Raw genomic sequence first — 17209 nt, forward strand, 5'->3', positions numbered from 1 at the left:
CCTCGGGTCTCAGGTCTCGGTTCGGCGGCACGGCGGTAGGACGGCGGGTCGAGGACGCGGTCAGCCCGGGACGATGCGGCGGCGCGGCCCGTCGGCGGGGTCGTAGGACCAGCCGCCCGGGTCGGCCGGGGGCGTGGCGGTGATGACGGCGGTGAGCGGGTTGTCGCGCAGGGTGCGGCGGCGGGCGTCGACGGCCTGCTGGTCCTGCTCGCGCGACGCCCGGCGCTCCAGCTCGTGCTCCAGGTCCTGCTGGGCCCGGCGGGTCTGCTCGTCGATGATCGCGGTCAGCTTCTCCCTCAGGTCGGCCGGGAGCTGCGGGTGGCCGGCGAGCGCCCGGATCCGGTGCAGCCCGGTACGTGCCTGGGCGAGGGCGCGGCCCGCGGCGAACTCGTCGTCGGCCGCGTTGACAGCCGCGACGAGTGCGTCCGCCCAGGCCTGGAGGCGCTGTTGGAGCGCTTCCCTGATCCGCGCCCCGAGCCGCTGCCAGGTGTCCTCTGGGAAGTCGGCGCGCGTGAGCGCGGGCAGGCCGGTGTCGTCGACCGGTTCGCCCGCCGACCAGCGTTCCAGGAAGTCGGCCCAGGCGTGGTAGGCGCCGCCGAGTGGTCCGGGTGTTCGCCCTGCCTGCTGCCCGGCCGGTGTCACGCGCCGCCGCCAGGCCGGTGTCACAGCCCGCTTCCGGGGCGGCGCACCGTCACCTCGCCCGGCGGCAGCGGTTCCCAGTCCGGCAGGCCCGCGACGATCCGGCGCAGCCGGCTGGTGGAGCGCTCCGTGGTGGGCTTGGGGCTGGCCGCCCACGGGGAGGCCGCGGGGCGACGCGGTGGTGGCGGGGCCGGGTAGGGCGTGGTCACTGCGTTCCTCCGGATTTCGGCGTGGCGGCGGCGGGTCGGACGGTGCGCCCGTCGAACGGGCTGTGGGCGTGGCCGGCGGCGGCCAGTGAGCCGATGAACTCGCGGGTCCGGGTCTCCACCTGGTCCGCGTTCCGGTAGGCGGTCTTCCAGTCGGTGTACTCGGCGCACGCGCCGCGCAGTTGGTGGAGGGAGTCGTTCTTGGCGCGCGCCAGCAACTCCTTGGCCGAGTCCGTGGCCTTCCGGGCGGCCTCGGAGCGGGTGTACAGCACCACTCCGCAGATGCCACCGGCCAGGACCGCCAGGCCGAGGGCGACCGCGATGTTCATCGGGCCGACAACGAACAGCAGCAGCACGAGCGCGCCGCCGAGCATGACCAGCTGGCGCTGCAGCGGGTAGGCCAGCGAAGCCAGGAATGGGGCGGTGTGCTGGTCCCAGTGCTGGGCGAGCGACTGTTCCAGGGCGGGGAGCGGGGTGTTGAACGAACCTGCCCACTGAGGCAGCTTGAAGACCTGGGCCCCGACGGTGTGGCTGGTGGCGAACACCGCGTGGACGTCCGGCGGTTCGGCCATCCGGTAGTCCCGGCTGAAGCCGGCGTGGGCCTGCGCGAACCACTCGTGGCAGGCGGCGACGGCGAGCCGCTGGGTGGAGGCAGAGGCACCGATGGCCGAGGGATTGAGTGCCGCGGTGGACTGGATGGTGAGGTAGTCGAGCGTCTCCTCCAGCGAAGCGGAGTCCACGTCCACGGCCCGCCTGGCGGCGTCCAGGTCGCCGTCGCACGCCACCACCGCCTGGTTGAACGCCAGGTCGCGGCGGAGCGGCAGCTCCTCGTTGTCGTACTCCGAGACCAGCCGGTCCAGGATGTCGTCGATGGCGTCCTCGAGCCGCTCGGACGGGAGGGACTCGCCCGCCATCATCGCGGTGTACTTGGCGAGGATCGCCTGTTGGGCCCGGGCCGCGGCGAGTACGGCGTCCAACTGCGGCCACTGCGGGGACACCTGGGAGAGGCGGGGGAACTCGCCGGCGGCCGATGGTGCGCGCAGGCTGTCGATCTCCGCACGCCACCGACGTACCTGGGCGGCCCGGGCCTCGTCGTCGCCGAGCAGGGTCTCGCGCCACCGCCCGAGCGTCTCATGCAGCATCTCGCGGCCGCCCGCGCCGAAGGCCCCCTGCGAGATGGACTCCAGGATGACCGCGAACTCCCGACCGAGCGCGGCCGGGTCCTGGGCGATCAGGTAGTGCCGCAGCCACCGCACCGCAGCCTGCTGGCGGCCCTGTCTGCGCAGCACCAGCGCGAAGAGGAGCGAGGTGCGCTCCGGTGAGCGCCGGAACGCCTCGTCCACCGCCCGCTCGCACAGCGCCGGGTCGTCGGCGGACCAGGCCGCGAGGGCGACCAGGGCGGGTGCGAGCCAGTAGCGCGGCGTCTGGATCATCAGCTGCTCGCTCACCGAGGTCACCGTCGCCTCGGACACCAGGCCGAGGTCGAAGGCTTGCAGCATGCCGACGGCGGTGCGCCGGACCACCTTGTGGTGGCCGAACTCGTGGTCGACCTTGTCCTGGATGACTCCGATGCGGGTCTCGGCCCGCTGCACGTTGGCGGTCAGCTGGGACTGGTGGACGAAGGCCAGGAAGTCGGCGCGCAGTTGCTGCAGTTCGCTCTGGGTCTGCCGCTGCGCGATGCCGACGGCGGAGACCTGACCAGACACCTGGCCGACCTGCTCGGAGAGCCGGTTCACGAGTCTGTCGACCTGCGCCACCTGGTTGCGCAGGACGTAGTCCACCTCTGTCATGCGGGTCTCCGTTCACGGTGGAGCAGTCGGCGGGGCGGGTTCACGGGCGCACCACGCTGCCGTCCGGGAGCACCGGCAGCACCAGGCCGCCGTCGTACACCTCGACGAAGGCGTAGGCGCCGGTGCGCACCAACATCCGGGCGGCCGCGAAGGGGTGGGGCATCGGATCTCCGGGGGCGAAGTGGTCCACGATCGAGCGGAAGAGGTTCAGCTGATGGTCGACGTACGGTGCACCGAGGTAGCAGGTGGCGAGGAAGCCGAGCGGGACGTCGCCGAACTCGGTGGTGTAGTGCTCCTTGAGCCAGTCGGCCAGCTCGCTGCAGGCGGCCGGGTCGAGTCCGGCGTCGAGTCGGCGTACGGCGTTCAGGAAGCCCACCGGCCTCGCGCGCAGCCGGTCCGCCCCGACGCGGGTCTGTGGCGGTCGCCCGCCGGTGGCCGGACCGCTCGCCGCAGCCCGACCGGGCGCGGTCGCCTGGCCCGGTCGCACGACGCGGCGGGGCTGCTCAATGAAACCCATGAATCCCCCGGTGGCCATGGAGTGACACCGCGCTCACACCGCGCGGCCGAGAAGGGAAGGATAGTGATCGCACTGCCATATTGCGAAGCCGTGCAGGTGATCGCACGCGCATGGCCGGATGACGACCTGTTCCCGCCCACCATTCGCCCGGCCGACCGGACCACCGGGGCGGTGTCCGCCTGGAACACTTCTGCTCATGAGGACGGTTTTTGCACTCCTGGTGGGGATCAACGACTACTCGGCGCTCGGCCGCGCTTCGCTCCAGGGGTGCGTCAATGACGCGGCTGCTGCTGAGCATTGGCTGGACGCGAAGGTGACTGAGCCGGTTGTGCGGACGCTGCTCGATACCGACGCCACTGTGCGTGCGGTCACCGACGGCATCCGCGGACATCTGGGGCAGGCGGGGCGACAGGACACCGCACTGCTCTGGTTCTCCGGCCACGGGACCGAGTTCGACGCCACGGCCGAGCAGCTGAAGGTCGAATCCACCGGCCGCTGCCAGGCCCTGGTCTGCGCCGACGGGCCGTTGCCGGACAAGGAGCTGGGGGCCCTGCTGGACGAGGTCGCTGCCCGCGGCGCCCATGTCGTCGCGGTCCTCGACTGCTGCTTCTCGGGTGGCGCGACCCGGGACGCCGAGGGCAGCGCGCGCCTCCTTCCACCGGATCCGTCCTGGGGGGCGCTCGCGACAGCCCGCGACGTCACCGGTCCTTCGGCCGTGCCGGGTCACGTCCTGCTGGCCGCGAGTCGGTTGAACCAGCCCGCGTTCGAGGACTGGTTCGACGGACGCAGGCACGGCGTGTTCACGCACGCGCTCCTCGGCGCACTCGGCGAGCAGGGCGGCCCGGAGCTGAGCTACCGTCGGCTGATGGCGGCCGTGCAGTGCCGGGTGCAGGGCTCGGGTGACCGCCAGCACCCGGTCCTGCTCCCCCTGGAGGCCGGTGGCCCTGCCGACCGGCCGTTCCTCGGCGGGGCCGTTCGCGCCCCGAGCCCTCACCTGCTCCGCCACGGTGCTTCGGGCTGGGAGGTGGACTGTGGAACCGTCCACGGACTGCGCGGCGGCCCGGACGCCGGCGGTACCGAGTTCAGCGTCGAGCCCGGACCCGGCAGCCAGGACCGGCACCTGCTGACCGCCCGGGAGGTCAGGGTCGACCGGACCCTGGTGGAGCCCTCCGGCTGGTCACCCGATCCGGCGCTCAGCTACCCGGTGACGCTCGCCGCGCTCGCCCTGCCGCCGGTGTCGGTACTGGTGGAGGCACTGGAACGCCCTGCGGTAGCTGACGAGTTGACCGACTCCCTGCGCACCGCCCGCTCGCCGCTGCTGCGCCTCGTGGACGATCCGCGGGACGCGCCCGGGACGCTGCTGCGGGTCGCCCTGGACCGGGCAGAGGCCCGAGTGGAGGCCCGGGTGCTGTTCCGGGACGGCTCCCCCGCCGTCCCGGCGCTGCCGTTGGCGGGTTCGGACGACGCCCGGCGGATCGTCGACTGCCTTGTCCACCTCGCCGGTTGGCATCAGCTGCGCGACCTCGCCAACCCCGATCCCTCGCTCGGATCCCACGTCCGGGTCGAGGTGACACCCTGGGGCGGCGATGGCCCGATCATGCCCGAGGGCTCCGGTGAGATCGTCTGCAGTTACGGTCGCGGGCCAGGCGGCTGGCAGGAGCCGAGGGTGTCCGTCCGCATTCACAACCGTTCGACAGGCAAGGCCCTCTGGTGCGTCCTGCTGAACCTCACGGACAGCTACGCCAGCCGATCGGTCCTCTTCCCCGGGGCCTTCATCGCCCCCGGCGGCACCGGTTACGCGCTGGACGGCGATCCGGTTCACCTCAGTCTCCCGTCCACCCGACCGGTCCGACCCGGCGCCTACGTCCGTGACTGGCTCAAGCTGATCGTGGCGGAGGGCGAACTGAACACCGTGCCGTTCCAGTTCGGGCCCTGGGACCCGACGCTGCCCGCGGACCGGCAGGCAGGCCGGACGGCGGACGGCGTGTTCCGCCCGCTCGCCCCGGGCGGCAGCCGGGACATGCTGCCGGGCTGCCCGGCGGCCTCCCCCGGCCGCTGGGCAGCGCTCACCCTCCCGCTCCGCACGGTCGTCCCGGACTGACCCGCCGTCACCGCCGTCGTCACTGCCCCAGGTGGGTGAAACCGGCCCAGGCCGAGAGGTCGTCCGGCTCCACCACGGCGGCGCGGGCGGCCAGCGCGCCGGGCATACCGGGCGGCAGCCGGCGGTCCGGGTCGAGCATCCACAGCTGGGCCTGGCGCAGCGCCCGGCCTGCCTGTTCCTGCTCGCGGCGCAGGAAATGGTGGGTCATGAACATCAGGACCGAGGTGGCGTCGTCGGGAACCGGCCACAGTGAGCCGATCACCGATCGGGCTCCGGCCACCAGGAACGCCGTGGCAAGGCTGTACGCCTCGTTGTGGCCGCGCCCGGACACGTGGCTCCGGCAGGCCGCCAGGACCACCAGCTCCAGCCCGTCGCCGCCCCGCCCGGCCGCCTCGGTCAGCTCCTCGGCGGCCAGCTCACCGCCGCTGAAGGAGAGGTACGAGCTGTAGCGCTGGTTGGCGGCCACGGTGGCATGGCAGGCCAAGTGCAGGACGCCACCACCGCCGCGGCGCAGCCAGGCGAGCACCTCGGCCGGCGTGCCCGGGCCGTCGGCCTCGCCCGCCGCACGCCGCCCGAGGAAACTGCCCCGCGGGTAGAAGGCCCGCTGCACCGCGTCCGCCTCCTCGCCGGCGTAGCGCAGGTCCCCGGTCGGATTGCCGACCACCAGGGCGGCGCCGGTGTGCGGTAGGGACGGCCGGGCGGCCACGTCGCACAGCAGCCGGGCCGAGGCGGCGTAGGAGATCTCGGCCTGCTCGACGGCGTACCGGCGGCGTCCGGTGGCGTCCGGCTCCGACCAGGCCGCGTGCCACGGCACCAGGCCGAGGGCGCCCATGGGCACCAGGATCAGCGACGGCGGGCGGGTGCGGCCAGGTGGTGGCACGAGCAGGTCCAGCAGTGGCTTGACCGCCGCGTACCAGGCCCAGGAGCACAGCCGGTCCAGTTGCCGGCGCAGCGAGGTCGAGTCGGGAGCGGCAGCGTGCGGGGCCGGCCCCATGTCCCGGACGGACCGGTCGGCCGGGGTGTAGTCCCGCAGGGGTGCGGCGTCCTCCTTCAACAGCGGCAGCGGCAGCCAGTGCGCGCCACCGTCTGCGGTGACCAGGACCGCCGCCCCGCCCCGGTCGTCGGAGGCGGGCATCAGGTAGACCAGGGCGTCCGCCCGGCAACTGCGCAGCGCCTCGCCGATCTCTGCGGGGGCCGGGGTGCCCAGCAGCCGGGCCGACGGCCCGCCGTCCGGGCCGAGGGCGGTCAGCGCGGTCAGAACGCGGCGGCGCAGTTCGCTCGGGACGCCGCCGGACCCGGTCGAGCCGTCCGCTCCGCCAGGCGGTTCGGCGCCGCCCGCGGCCCGCCACTCCTCGGCCAGGTCGGGCCGGCCGGTGGCGGTCAGCAGCTGGGGCACCGTCATCGCGGTGTTCGCGGCGTGCAGCACCAGTCCACGGCAGGCGTCCAGTGCCTGGACGGCGGCTTCGGGGACGTCGTCGGCCAGGCACCAGGCGGCCACTTCCAGGGCCGCGACGGTGGCCGCGGCCGCGCCCTCGGCGGCATGCCCGGTGCCGGACTGGAGCAGCGCCGCCCAGGAGTGTCCGCGCAGCGACTCGAGCCCGGCGAGGCGTCCCCGGCGGCGGTCGTCGCGGGCCGGGTCGGCGCGCAGCCGGTAGGCCCGGCCGAGGGTCAGGCTGCACACCGCCCAGAGCCGGTGCTCGGGGCCGCCGGCCAGCTGGGCGGCCCGCTCCAGCAGGTCGATGCCGGTCCCCAGCTCACGGCGGTCGCCGCTCCGGGAGGCCTTGGCGCAGTGGGTGCTGCCCAGCACGAAGGCGTAGCGCAGCCAGTCGTCGCTTTCCTCGTCGGACAGGTCCAAGGCCTCCCGGAGCAGGGTCATTCCTTCGTCGAGAAGCCGGCGGTCGGGCCGGTCCACCCCCCGTGCGATGCGGGCGATACCCGCGTCCCCCAGCACCCAGGCACGGTGGTCGCGCGGCAGCCGCGCGGCTTGGCGGCGCAGTTCGTCGAGGGTGGCACCACCGTGGTTCGCCATGGCGGCGGTCGGCAGGCCCAGGCTCCTGGCGAGGTGGTCGCGGCCCATCCGGGCGTTCTCCAGCAGCGTCCACAGCTCCCCGCGGGCGGGGTCGTCCTGGTCGAGCGCGCCGTGGACCTCGGCGAACCGCGCGATGGCGCGGTCGGTGCCGGCCAGGTCGCCCTGCCGCGCGTACCGAATGGCCTCGATACCCGCGACCTGGCCGTCGATGAGCGACCGGAGGTAGGGGGTGGTGCCGGGCCGGTCGCGCAACCGGGCAATGGCGCTCGCGGCCGTCTCCACCTCGTCGAGACCGCCGCGTAGTTGACCTCGCTGGCCCTGGACGGCCGAGCGCAGCAGCTCGATGCCATCGGTCACCCGCCCGTCCTGGCCGGTGCGCAGGTCGCGGGCCGCGTCGATGTGCTCCAGCGCCCCTTCCAGGCCCGACCCGTCTCCGGCCGTCGCCTCGTTCAGGCCGATCAGGCCGGCGATGGCGTGGACGTTGCTCAGCCCGGCGGCATCCCCCTTCCGGTGCTGCAGTGCGGCCTTCAGGAGCACGGTCTTCTGCTCGGCGGTGACGTGCGTGCCGTGCGGATCGAGCAACGGCACCAGGCCGTACAAGAACGCGGCCGACTCGCCCGACTCGCGGCTGTCCGGGTCCATCACGTGCCAGGTCCGGTACAGCCGGTCGAATTCCGCGGGCAGCCGGTCGACGCCGCCGATGTCGTTGGCGAGACCGTTGAAGTCCTGATCGCTGAGGTTCAGGAAGGCCCCGCCGTGTCTGACATCCGCCAATGTCCCCATGGTGGCGCGGTGGGCCTCCTGGAAGAGGGCATCGACCTCGGGGCCCGCCTCGGCGAGGCCCTGGCGCACCAGCTCGTGTCTGACCCAGCCGTGGCACATGACGGCCATCCGCCGGAACTCGGCGCCCCGGCTCTCGTCTTCGAGGGCACGCCCGCTGGCCGCGGCGAGCACCGGCAGGCGCGCCGGGTCGCCGTCCGCCCGGTAGCGGGCCCACTGGAGAGACGCCACCAGCAGGCCCAGCGGTGCGGCCGAGCCGCCGTCGCGTTCGGGCTGCCAGCGGTCGAGAGCCCGCTGCAGCAGGTGGAGCGCCCGGTCTCGTCCGGCGTCGTCGTCGCGCTCGGTGGCACGCTGGTAGAGCAGCCGTCCGAAGCAGTCCAGGTACGTGGGCAGTAGTTCGTCGACGGCATCCGGCTCGGCGAGCAGTGGCGCCAACTCCGCCTCGGCGGGCCCGACCTGGGTGCTGTCGTCCCAGTGCCACCACAGCATCGCCCGGATGTAGACCATCCGGGCCATTGCCTCGCGCCCCCACCACGGTCGCTCCGCGGACTGCTCACCGGCCTCGACCAGCGCTCGGCCGAACTCGGTCCGGGCCTCCGTCAGCAGGTCCCGGTCCCGGGCACGCTGGCCGTGCATCATCTGGGCGGTGGCGAGTCCGTACCGCAGCAGCGGAGCGTCGCTGTCCGGCGCGGCCGTCTCGAGAGCCGCGCGGTAGTGCCGGACGGAGGCCTGCGCGTCGGGCAGGTCACCGCCGGTCCGGTACCGCTCGTGGTGCAGTGCACCGGCCTCCCCGTGCAGTTCGGCGGCCTCCGGGCTGCCGGGTGCGTGGTCTTCGAGCGCGGCGTCGTACCGGCGCAGCGCCTCGGAGAGCAGAGCCGCCCGTTGCGGGCCGGGCCAGTCGTCGGCCTGCACCCACCGCAACCGGGCGAGCCGGGCCACCAGGTACCTGCCGAGCACCCTGAGGTGCTCGAACGACGACCCGGCGACCGGTTCGGCCAGGCCGTCGACCAGCAACGCCCAGGCCCGGTCGAGCAGTTCTGGTTGCGGCCGGTCGTCGTACCGGAACAGCAGCACGCGGGCGCGGAGGATCCGCCAGGCGGCCCAGATCTCCTCGTCGCCGATCTCCCCGTCGCTGGACTGGGCGAAGGCCCGCTCGAACGCCTCGTCCGCCAGGTGCAGGTCCTCCGGGCGTGCCTGCCGCAGGAAGAGCTGGTAGCTGAAATCCCCGGCGACGGCCCACGCCGTCGGCGCCTGCGGGTCGTCCGCCCGCAGACCCGCCAGCTGCTCCAGCAACTCGTCCCGCTCGGCGCGCAGTTCGTCGTCGGAGACCTCGTCCGGGCCCGGGTCCCGGACCGGGCCCGTCGCCTGCTCCGGCGTCACGGGGCGATCCTCGCGTGGTAGGGCTCCAGCAAGGAGTTGAGCCGTCTCTCCCCCTCGGCGGTGTCGAAGTCGACCGGCGGGACGTCCATCTCCTCGATCACGTCCGGCACGCAGCGGTCACCGAACAGGACCACCACCCGGTCGCCGGGCTCACGCTTGGACGGCAAGAGGAAGCCCTGCGCCCACGGGTCGGTGTGCTGACGGATCCAATGACCCCAGTCTCGGGTGAACGGGTACTCGCCGGCCTCCGCCTGGACCAGCCAGGAGTCCTGGGCGACACTCGCCAGCTCCCGGCCGGTCACCAGGGACACCACGTCCAGTTCTGCGGCCAGCCGCAGGAAGGACAGCCGGCGGCCGCGCATCGCGACCCTGGGCACCAGCCGCGGCGTCCCGCCCGGATCGAACGGAACCGACCGCAGCAGCGACTCGCACACCGCCGACTCGGCGGTGAGCCCGGCGTAGAGATAGCCGAACGGGTCGCACCTGGTCGCGTCGAAACGGCCGCCGCCGTAGAGGCAGTGCGCGGGTACGGGATTGAACGCGGTCGCCGGGTGGCGGGCCGCATGCAACCGGTACAGCGGGGTGCCGGCCGGCAGAGTCAGTTTGGCGGGCGTGCCCGGCAGCAGCCGCGGGGGCCTGGTGTTCGCCATCCGGTTACTCCTCCTCCGACAGGTACCTTGCCGCGTCCACGAGTTGGCCGTCCCGCCCGGCACCGAGCAGGTCGGCGGGGTTGCCGCCAAGCCAGGCATTGGCCGACAGCCACCAGTCCGCGACGCCCCACGGGTCGCGTTCGGCATCCAGAACGGTGTTGACCTCCACCACCGTCGGCAACGGCGTGCCCGCGACGCCGAACTGGAAGCCGGGCAGCCGCAGCCTCCCGCCGGGCCCGGTCAACCTCAGCAGCCCGGCACCGCCGGGATCACCGCCCAGCAGCCGCACCTCGTCGGGGTCGAGCGCCGGTACGGCCAGGATCCTCGCCCGGATCGGGCCGAGCACCGGGCCGACCATGCGGTGGCCGTCGAGCACCAGCACGGCCAGGTCGTCCGCATGGAAGCCGAGGTGCGGCCGGTCCTGCGGGTCCCCGGCAAACCGGGCACCGGACGCGTCGTCGAGCCGTCCGGACTCGGCGTCCGGCAGCGCTTCCAGCAGCAGCCGGGCCGCCGCCTCCGCCGCCTGCAGCCGGGTCGGCCCGTCCTGCTCGGCGGATCTCAACGCCTGCAGCCGCGCCTCCAGTTGGCAGCCCGACACGGGTTCCAGCAGGCCGGCCAACCGGTCCCAGTCGGCGGCGGCGGCCGCAAGCACCTGGTACGGGTTCATCGGGTCCTTCCGTCGACGGCCTTCACGGACGTGAGTTGACGTTCGATCAGATCTGCGACGGCGGACCGCCGCACCACGAGGTGCACCTCCCACTGCGCACCGCGGATCAGTTCGGCCTCCACCGCGGCCCAGAGCATGCCGAGACTGACCTCGTACGGCAGCCCGCCCCGGCCGGAACCGAGCAGCGGAAGACAGATCGAGCGCAGCGGAGGATCGAACTGCCGGTGTTCCTCGGCGAGCAGGGCGAGCGCCCGGGCAACCGCCCGGGTCACGTCCGCCGGCAGCACGTCGTAGTCGTTCGTCCCGAGGCGCGGGACCGCCACCGCGGCGTGATAGATCCGCCGGACGCCCTGCTCCACCAGCGCCCCCGCCCCGACCGCCGCCACGGTTCCCGGCAGGACCGCCCGGCTTGGCGCCCCATGCCGGACGACCCACTTCCGCAACTCCTCGTGCACCAGGTCCTCGACGAGCTCCCCGGTCGACCCGCGCAGCGCTCCCACCCGCCGAAGCGACGCCGACACCGACGACTTGTACGGCTCCGGCAACGCCAGGTAGGTGTTGGTCGGCGAGACCACGACGTCCACATCGCGCAGCAGATCCACGGGGTGGACGTGCACCGTCACCAGCGCGGTCCGCTCGCCCACCCGGACCCGCAGCGACCGGTGACCCGACGACGCGGGCGAGAGCGGCCCGACATCCCCCGCTTCCCCTGCCTGGTCCGTCTGGTGCGACTGCGCTGCCCGACCCGGCTGCCCCGCCCGCGCGGCCATCCGGATCACCTGCTCGGCGACCTCGCCCAGCACCAGCGCCTCGTGGTGCTTGCGGAATCGCTCCACGCTCACCCCGTACACGCCCGCAGCATGCTTCCGACGGTCGGCGGGCGGCCAGTCGCGAGTGCCCTGGGCGAGGCCGAGGCTGTACTCGGCGGCCGTGTGAAGGTTACCGGGATCGATTCGCGTCACCGCCAGCCGTAGCAGCCGCTCCACAGCGGCGGGCCGCGACTCCCGCCCGGCCGGCAGGTCGATCATGTCTGCGGCCCGGGCCAGCGCCGGGAGCTCCAGCTCACGCAGCCGTACCAGGCCGACTCGCCGCAATTCCCGCACCTCCCTGAGAACTGACGCGTGGTCCGGCAGGTCGCTGTGCAGCATGCCCGAAAGGATCGCACCGTGCCGAGGGGGGGACAAGCTGGATCCGCCCTCCCATCCAACCACCCCGCCCGGGCGACTTCGGGTCGCTTTCCGGGCGCACCTCGGGCACCCGCCGGACAACCGACGATCAGGACGTCCTTGGGGGGTTCTATGACTACCCGGCCGAGCACTGGTATCGGTGGGTGCCCGCTGTGGCGGCGAAGGGCCCGTCCAGAGCTGCCCATTGCAGGAGCACGATGGTCTTGCCGTCAGCGATGCGTCCGTCGCGGATCATGGCGAGCGCGTCGGTGAAGGGCAGTTCGAGCACTTCGATGTCCTCGCCGTCCTCCTCGAGTCCGCCGCCCTCTCCGGTTCGGTCGGCCGGGGTGTAAGGGGCGGCGTAGAAGTGCAGGCGCTCGGTGACGGAGCCGGGGCTCATGTAGGCGTCGAGGATGTGGGTGAGCGGTCCGAGCGTGACACCGAGTTCCTCGGTGCTCTCGCGCCGGATGGCGGCGAGCGGGTCGTCGCCGTCGAGCAGCCCGGCTGCGGCCTCGATGAGCATGCCGTCCGGGTGGTCGTTGACGTAGGCCGGGTAGCGGAACTGGCGGGTGAGCAGCACGCGGCCGCGTTCGGCGTCGTAGGGCAGGACGACCGCGCCGTTGCCGCGGTCGTAGGTCTCGCGCTGCTGGGTGGTCCAGCGTCCGTCGCGGCGCCGGTGGTCGAAGGTGGTGCGGCGCAGGACGTGCCAGCCCTGGGAGGTGAGCTCCACATCGCGGACCACGACGTCGGGGTTTCGGTGCAGGTCCCGGCCGGCCTGGTCGAGGCCGGTGCGGCCGCGGTGGTCGGGGGTATCGATGCCGGGGCGGGTGTTCACGCGGTCTCCCGCGGGGTGCGGCGGGGGATCTCGTTCACGTCGTGGTAGACGGGCAGGCCGCGGCGGCGGGCGGTGGCGACGTCCTGGTCGGCTCCGGTGGAGTCGCCGGGAAGTCGGAGCACGGCGTCGCAGTGGGCGAGCAGGCGCTCGGCGGTCGGGTAGAGGACCTGGTCGGCGAGGGGGTCGGTGGGGCCCGCGCCGGCCGAGCGCAGGACGGGCAGGGCGACCCACTCCCCGATCACGGGGACGTGGCCGGCGGCGAACACCGGCCAGGCCGCCGCTTCGAGGCGGGCGAGGTTGGCGGCCATGGCTTGCGGGTCGCCGTCGGTGCCGGAGCGGTAGGGGCCGGCGATGAGGATGAGCATGGGCTTGTCGGTCATGGCGCGCTACGATACACGCAGAAACGTGCAAGAACAGGAGAAACTACGGATGCTGGCTGCCGAGAGGCGAGACCACCTGCTGGGTCTGCTCGCCCGCGAAAGCAAGATCGTCGCCAAGGACGTCGCCGCCGACCTGGGCATCTCCGAGGACAGCGTGCGCCGCGACCTGCGCGACCTGGCCGCCGAAGGACTGTGCCAGCGGGTCTACGGCGGAGCCCTGCCCGTCTCCCCGGCCATCGCGGACTACGCAGCGCGGCAGTCCGTCACCCCCGACGGCAAACGGAAGGTCGCCGCGGTCGGCGCCGCGCTCGTACGGCCCGGCAACGCCCTGATCCTGGACGGAGGCACCACCGCCCTCGCCGTCGCCCACACCCTCCCGCCGGACCTGGCCTGCACCGTGATCACCCACAGCCCGACCATTGCGGCCGCGCTGCTGGACCATCCCCAGGCCGAGGTCTTCCTCCTCGGCGGCCGCCTCTTCAAGCACTCGGCGGTCACCTGCGGCGCCGCCGCGGTCGAGGCCGCCCAGAACGTCTCGGCCGACCTGTGCCTGCTCGGCGTCACCGGCGTCCACCCGCAGGCAGGGCTGACCACCGGCGACGCCGAGGAGGCCGCGATGAAGCGTGCCCTGGCCGCACGGGCCGCGGACACCTACATCCTCGCCTCGTCCGAGAAGATCGGCACCGCCTCCCGGTTCCGCGTCCTGCCCTGGGAGGACATCAGCGGACTGATCACCGACGCCGACCCCTGCCACCCGGTTCTCCATCAACTCACCGCGCACGGCGTGGAGATCCTGGCAGCCGGCTGCTGACAGCCACGGCGCGAACGGGGGATCGCAGGAGATGGGCACCGGCCTGCCACGGTGCCTCGACCATCCACGGGAATCGACAACCGCTCTATGGGTTCCGGCCGGCGCCACCGGGGGTGACTGAAGCGGAAGCCGGGTCCGGGAGTCGCCGGACTGCCCCCTGGCGGGCCGTTCCGGGGGCGACTTGGTCGGCGGCGGTGTGCCCGAGTGTGAGACCGCCCGCGATGGCCAGGCCGATGGCTGCGGCTTGGCCGATGGTCAGGATTCCGGGGGCGAGTCGGCCGTGGCCGAGGTGGAGCATGCCCTGGTAGATGGTGTAGCCGGGAGCGAGCGGTGCGATGCCCGCGATGGTGAGCAGCAGTGCCGTGGTGTTGGTGCGGTGCGCGAGGGTCTGGGTGGCGAGGCCGACGAAAGCGGCCGAGACTGCTGCGGCCAGTGGCAGCGGAAGGCGGAACTCCTGCCAGAGCACGAGGTACACGGTCCAGGCGATTGCGCCGGCCAGGCCCGCCGTGAGCAGGTTCCACCCAGTCCCCTGGAGGCAGAAGGCCAGGCAGGCGCAGACCATCGTCGCGGCCAGGATCTCCACGGGGAGTGCGGTCCAGCCGTGCGGGGCGAAGCCGTCCGGCTGGACCTGCGGGGTCCACAGCCCGGAGTGCGCCGCAGCGTAGAGGGCTGCTCCCACTCCGGCGACGATCGCCGCGACGGTCATCGCCACCTCCAGGGCGCGTGCCGCGGCGGTGACCAGGTGACCCGCGACGGCGTCCTGCACTCCGCTGACGAAGGCCGGCCCCGGCAGCAGCATCGCGATGCCGCCGGCGACGACCAGCGGCGCCTGGGTGGTCGTGCCGGTGAGGAAGAGCCCGGTGGCGGTGGCGGTGGCGGCCGCTCCGCCCAGCACCACTCGGTGGAAGCCGGGCACGCCGCGGCGCGACAGGTAGCCGTTGGCACGGTCGATGAAGGCGGCCACCACGGCGGCGGCGACGAACACCGTCGGCCCACCGCCCAGCATCACGGTGAAGAAGCCGCCCAGGCCGGCCCAGGACAGGGTGACCTGCCAGGCGGGATGAGCCGGTCGGGCGGCCTCGATCTGCGCCAGGCGGTACCGCGCCGCGCGGACGTCCAGGCGACGCCGCGCGACCTGCTCGACGAGGCGGTGGACGGCGTCGATGCGCGAGCAGTCCGGAGCGGCGGTGCGCACGACCCGGATCTCGGTCATGGGCACCGCACGCGGCCCGTTGCGGTAGGACAGGGAGAGGGCGCCGGCCGTGACGTCGGCCGTGCAGCCGTGCAGCCCCAGGCCCGCCGCCATCGCGGTCGTCGTCGCCACGACGTCGGCGGCCGGCGCGCCGTAGGTCAGCAGCAGTTCACCGGTGCGCAGGGCGAGCAGCAGGAGCTCACCTGCGTATTCGTCCGCCGGAGGAGCGAGGCGGGCGAACTGACGGACGGTCATCCGGTCGTACTCTCATCCGACAGCAAGCAGACCTCGGCGATGGCGAAGTGGCGGAGCGTCTCGAAGCTGTCGGGCAGGTCGAGGCGGCCTTCGCCGATGTGTCCGGAGTGTTCGGCGAAGAGGCGACGTGCGCGGGCCAGGTAGCCGGCCAGGGCATCCTCACCGTGACGGGCCTTGCCACAGCGATCGTCCGGGGTGTCGAGGTGGAAGTCGGCCAGGCTCAACGGGGGGGGCCTGCGGGGCGAGGTGGTGGCGCCAGAGGCCGGCACCGGGGGTGAAGCGATAGTCGGCGAGCAGGCGGTGGCCGTGTGTGGCGATGAGATCGACCGCCTCGATGATGAAATCCCGGACGGTCTCGGACATGAAGTACGGGAAGCTCACCCGGGTCCAGCCGGGCTTGATGCCTTCGTGTCCCTGCTCGACGATCTCCTCGCGCAGCGCCGCCGAATGGTCGGCGCCGATGTCCAGCAGCCGGTGCCCGTACGGGCCCGCGCACGAGCAGCCGCCACGGGCCTGGATGCCGAACAGGTCGTTGAGCAGCGCGACCACGAAGTTGTGGTGCAGATAGCGGTCCTCGTGCCGGATCAGGAACGAGACCACTGGCAGGCGTCGCACGTGGGTGGGGCCGAGGATGACGATGTTCCGGTTCTGCCGCCAGCGGGCCAGCACCGCCTCCCAGGCCCGCTCCTCCCGGGCGTGGATCAGCTCGGTACCGACCGCCTCCTTGACCCCGAAGGCGAGGCCGGCGCGGATCGACTCGACGATAGCGGGGGTGCCGCCCTCCTCTCGGGCGACCACATCGTCGAGGTAGTACTGGTGCCGGGGGTCCACGAAGGCCACGGTGCCGCCGCCCGGCACAGTGGGCACACGATTGCGGACGAGGCTCCGCCGCACGATGAGCACTCCCGGAGACTGCGGGCCTCCGACGAACTTGTGGGGTGACAGGAAGACGGCGTCCTTGTGATCGAACCGGCCCGGTGCGGACTCGGAGACCCGGATGGGCACGTACGGCCCGGCCGTGGCGAAGTCCCAGAAGGAAAGCGCTCCGTGAGCGTGCAACAGGGAGGCGATGCGGTCGGTGTCGGTGAGGACGCCGGTCACGTTGGAGGCGGCCGAGAAGCTGCCGATGCGCAGGGGCCGGTCCCGGTAGCGGCCGAGCTGGACGCACAGATCGTCCTCGTCGATCCGGCCGTCCGCATCCAGCTTGATGACCACGACGTCGGCGATCGACTCCCGCCAGGGCAGTTCGTTCGAGTGGTGTTCGTAGGGGCCCACGAAGACGACGGGCCTCCGATCCGCAGGAATGGCGTGCGCCGGACCGTACAACTCGGCCAGCCCGACCGGGCTCTGCAGCTCCAGGAGGCCGATGAGCTTGTTCACGGCCGCCGTGGTCCCCGACCCGCAGAAGAGCACCACGTGGTCGTCGGTGCCTCCGACCGCACGGTGGATCAGCCGACGGGCGTCCTCGCGCAGGCGGGAGGTCTGCAGTCCGGTGGCAGAGCTCTCGGTGTGGGTGTTGGCGTAGTGCGGGAGGACCGCCGAGCGGAGCCAGTCCTCGACGAAGTCCAGCGAACGCCCGGAAGCCGTGTAGTCGGCGTAGGTGATCCGCCGGGGCCCGTACGGGCCCTGCAGCACATCGCCGTCACCGATGATGCCGCCCCGGATCCGGGCCAGCAGTGCGGTGGCCGAGCCGGCGGCCCCGGTGCTGCGGCGAAGCCGACGGATCAGTCCGAGCGGCTTCCTGAGGGTCGTGAGGACAGTGCTTGCTTCCGTGCGTTCTTCCACGGACCGCTTTACGAGGAGTTCCGGCC

The 17209-nt window shown here is 73.0% G+C and carries 15 protein-coding genes; 2 read left to right on the plus strand and 13 right to left on the minus strand.

Annotated features, from left to right (window positions below; translation table 11 throughout):
* Positions 1 to 60 precede the first annotated feature (60 nt).
* Genes ABTY61_RS33705 through ABTY61_RS33720 form a run of 4 tightly spaced genes read right to left on the minus strand, consistent with a single transcriptional unit; the run spans position 61 to position 3152 of the window.
* Positions 61 to 642, minus strand: a complete 582-nt coding sequence (locus tag ABTY61_RS33705; RefSeq protein WP_350508956.1) for a hypothetical protein — start codon at positions 640 to 642, stop codon at positions 61 to 63.
* 20 nt (positions 643 to 662) lie between these two features.
* On the minus strand, positions 663 to 848 hold the full coding sequence (locus ABTY61_RS33710; RefSeq protein ID WP_350508957.1) for a hypothetical protein: 186 nt from the start codon (positions 846 to 848) through the stop codon (positions 663 to 665).
* The gene (locus tag ABTY61_RS33715; protein WP_350508958.1) at positions 845 to 2635 is read right to left on the minus strand and encodes a hypothetical protein; all 1791 of its coding nucleotides are present in this window, start codon (positions 2633 to 2635) and stop codon (positions 845 to 847) included. The genes ABTY61_RS33710 and ABTY61_RS33715 overlap by 4 nt, the downstream gene beginning before the upstream one ends.
* Before the next feature lie 40 nt (positions 2636 to 2675).
* On the minus strand, positions 2676 to 3152 hold the full coding sequence (locus tag ABTY61_RS33720; protein ID WP_350508959.1) for a hypothetical protein: 477 nt from the start codon (positions 3150 to 3152) through the stop codon (positions 2676 to 2678).
* Positions 3153 to 3348: 196 nt separating this feature from the next.
* Between ABTY61_RS33720 and ABTY61_RS33725 the strand changes: the two genes are divergently transcribed.
* Positions 3349 to 5253, plus strand: coding sequence for a caspase family protein (locus ABTY61_RS33725; RefSeq protein WP_350508960.1), 1905 nt, complete (start codon positions 3349 to 3351; stop codon positions 5251 to 5253).
* Between the two features lie 19 nt (positions 5254 to 5272).
* Here the strand turns inward: ABTY61_RS33725 and ABTY61_RS33730 are convergent, their stop codons facing one another.
* From ABTY61_RS33730 to ABTY61_RS33755, 6 genes are all read right to left on the minus strand, one after another.
* On the minus strand, positions 5273 to 9442 hold the full coding sequence (locus ABTY61_RS33730; protein ID WP_350508961.1) for a CHAT domain-containing protein: 4170 nt from the start codon (positions 9440 to 9442) through the stop codon (positions 5273 to 5275).
* Entirely contained in the window at positions 9439 to 10092 is a 654-nt protein-coding gene (locus tag ABTY61_RS33735) for an RES family NAD+ phosphorylase (RefSeq protein ID WP_350508962.1), read from the minus strand. The genes ABTY61_RS33730 and ABTY61_RS33735 overlap by 4 nt, the downstream gene beginning before the upstream one ends.
* A 4-nt stretch (positions 10093 to 10096) precedes the next feature.
* Positions 10097 to 10759 carry a hypothetical protein gene (locus ABTY61_RS33740; RefSeq protein WP_350508963.1) on the minus strand — a complete coding sequence of 221 codons (663 nt, stop codon included), beginning with the start codon at positions 10757 to 10759 and terminating at the stop codon, positions 10097 to 10099.
* Positions 10756 to 11907 carry a macro domain-containing protein gene (locus ABTY61_RS33745; RefSeq protein WP_350508964.1) on the minus strand — a complete coding sequence of 384 codons (1152 nt, stop codon included), beginning with the start codon at positions 11905 to 11907 and terminating at the stop codon, positions 10756 to 10758. Before ABTY61_RS33745 ends, ABTY61_RS33740 begins: the two co-directional genes overlap by 4 nt.
* A 154-nt stretch (positions 11908 to 12061) precedes the next feature.
* Positions 12062 to 12760, minus strand: a complete 699-nt coding sequence (locus ABTY61_RS33750; RefSeq protein WP_350508965.1) for an NUDIX domain-containing protein — start codon at positions 12758 to 12760, stop codon at positions 12062 to 12064.
* Positions 12757 to 13140 carry a DUF4406 domain-containing protein gene (locus tag ABTY61_RS33755; protein WP_350508966.1) on the minus strand — a complete coding sequence of 128 codons (384 nt, stop codon included), beginning with the start codon at positions 13138 to 13140 and terminating at the stop codon, positions 12757 to 12759. The genes ABTY61_RS33750 and ABTY61_RS33755 overlap by 4 nt, the downstream gene beginning before the upstream one ends.
* Positions 13141 to 13189: 49 nt before the next feature.
* Here ABTY61_RS33755 and ABTY61_RS33760 point away from each other — a divergent pair, with 49 nt between their 5' ends.
* Positions 13190 to 13951, plus strand: a complete 762-nt coding sequence (locus ABTY61_RS33760) for a DeoR/GlpR family DNA-binding transcription regulator (RefSeq protein WP_350508967.1) — start codon at positions 13190 to 13192, stop codon at positions 13949 to 13951.
* Positions 13952 to 14036: 85 nt separating this feature from the next.
* Here the strand turns inward: ABTY61_RS33760 and ABTY61_RS33765 are convergent, their stop codons facing one another.
* Genes ABTY61_RS33765 through ABTY61_RS33775 form a run of 3 tightly spaced genes read right to left on the minus strand, consistent with a single transcriptional unit; the run spans position 14037 to position 17183 of the window.
* Positions 14037 to 15398: a threonine/serine exporter family protein gene (locus ABTY61_RS33765; RefSeq protein WP_350508968.1), complete on the minus strand. Its 1362-nt coding sequence runs from the start codon at positions 15396 to 15398 to the stop codon at positions 14037 to 14039.
* Complete coding sequence (locus tag ABTY61_RS33770; protein ID WP_350508969.1) at positions 15395 to 15622, minus strand: hypothetical protein; 228 nt, start codon at positions 15620 to 15622, stop codon at positions 15395 to 15397. Before ABTY61_RS33770 ends, ABTY61_RS33765 begins: the two co-directional genes overlap by 4 nt.
* The gene (locus tag ABTY61_RS33775) at positions 15558 to 17183 is read right to left on the minus strand and encodes an aminotransferase class V-fold PLP-dependent enzyme (RefSeq protein WP_350508970.1); all 1626 of its coding nucleotides are present in this window, start codon (positions 17181 to 17183) and stop codon (positions 15558 to 15560) included. The genes ABTY61_RS33770 and ABTY61_RS33775 overlap by 65 nt, the downstream gene beginning before the upstream one ends.
* Positions 17184 to 17209 lie beyond the last annotated feature (26 nt).

Source organism: Kitasatospora sp. NPDC096128, from assembly GCF_040303105.1.
Lineage (GTDB): Bacteria > Actinomycetota > Actinomycetes > Streptomycetales > Streptomycetaceae > Kitasatospora.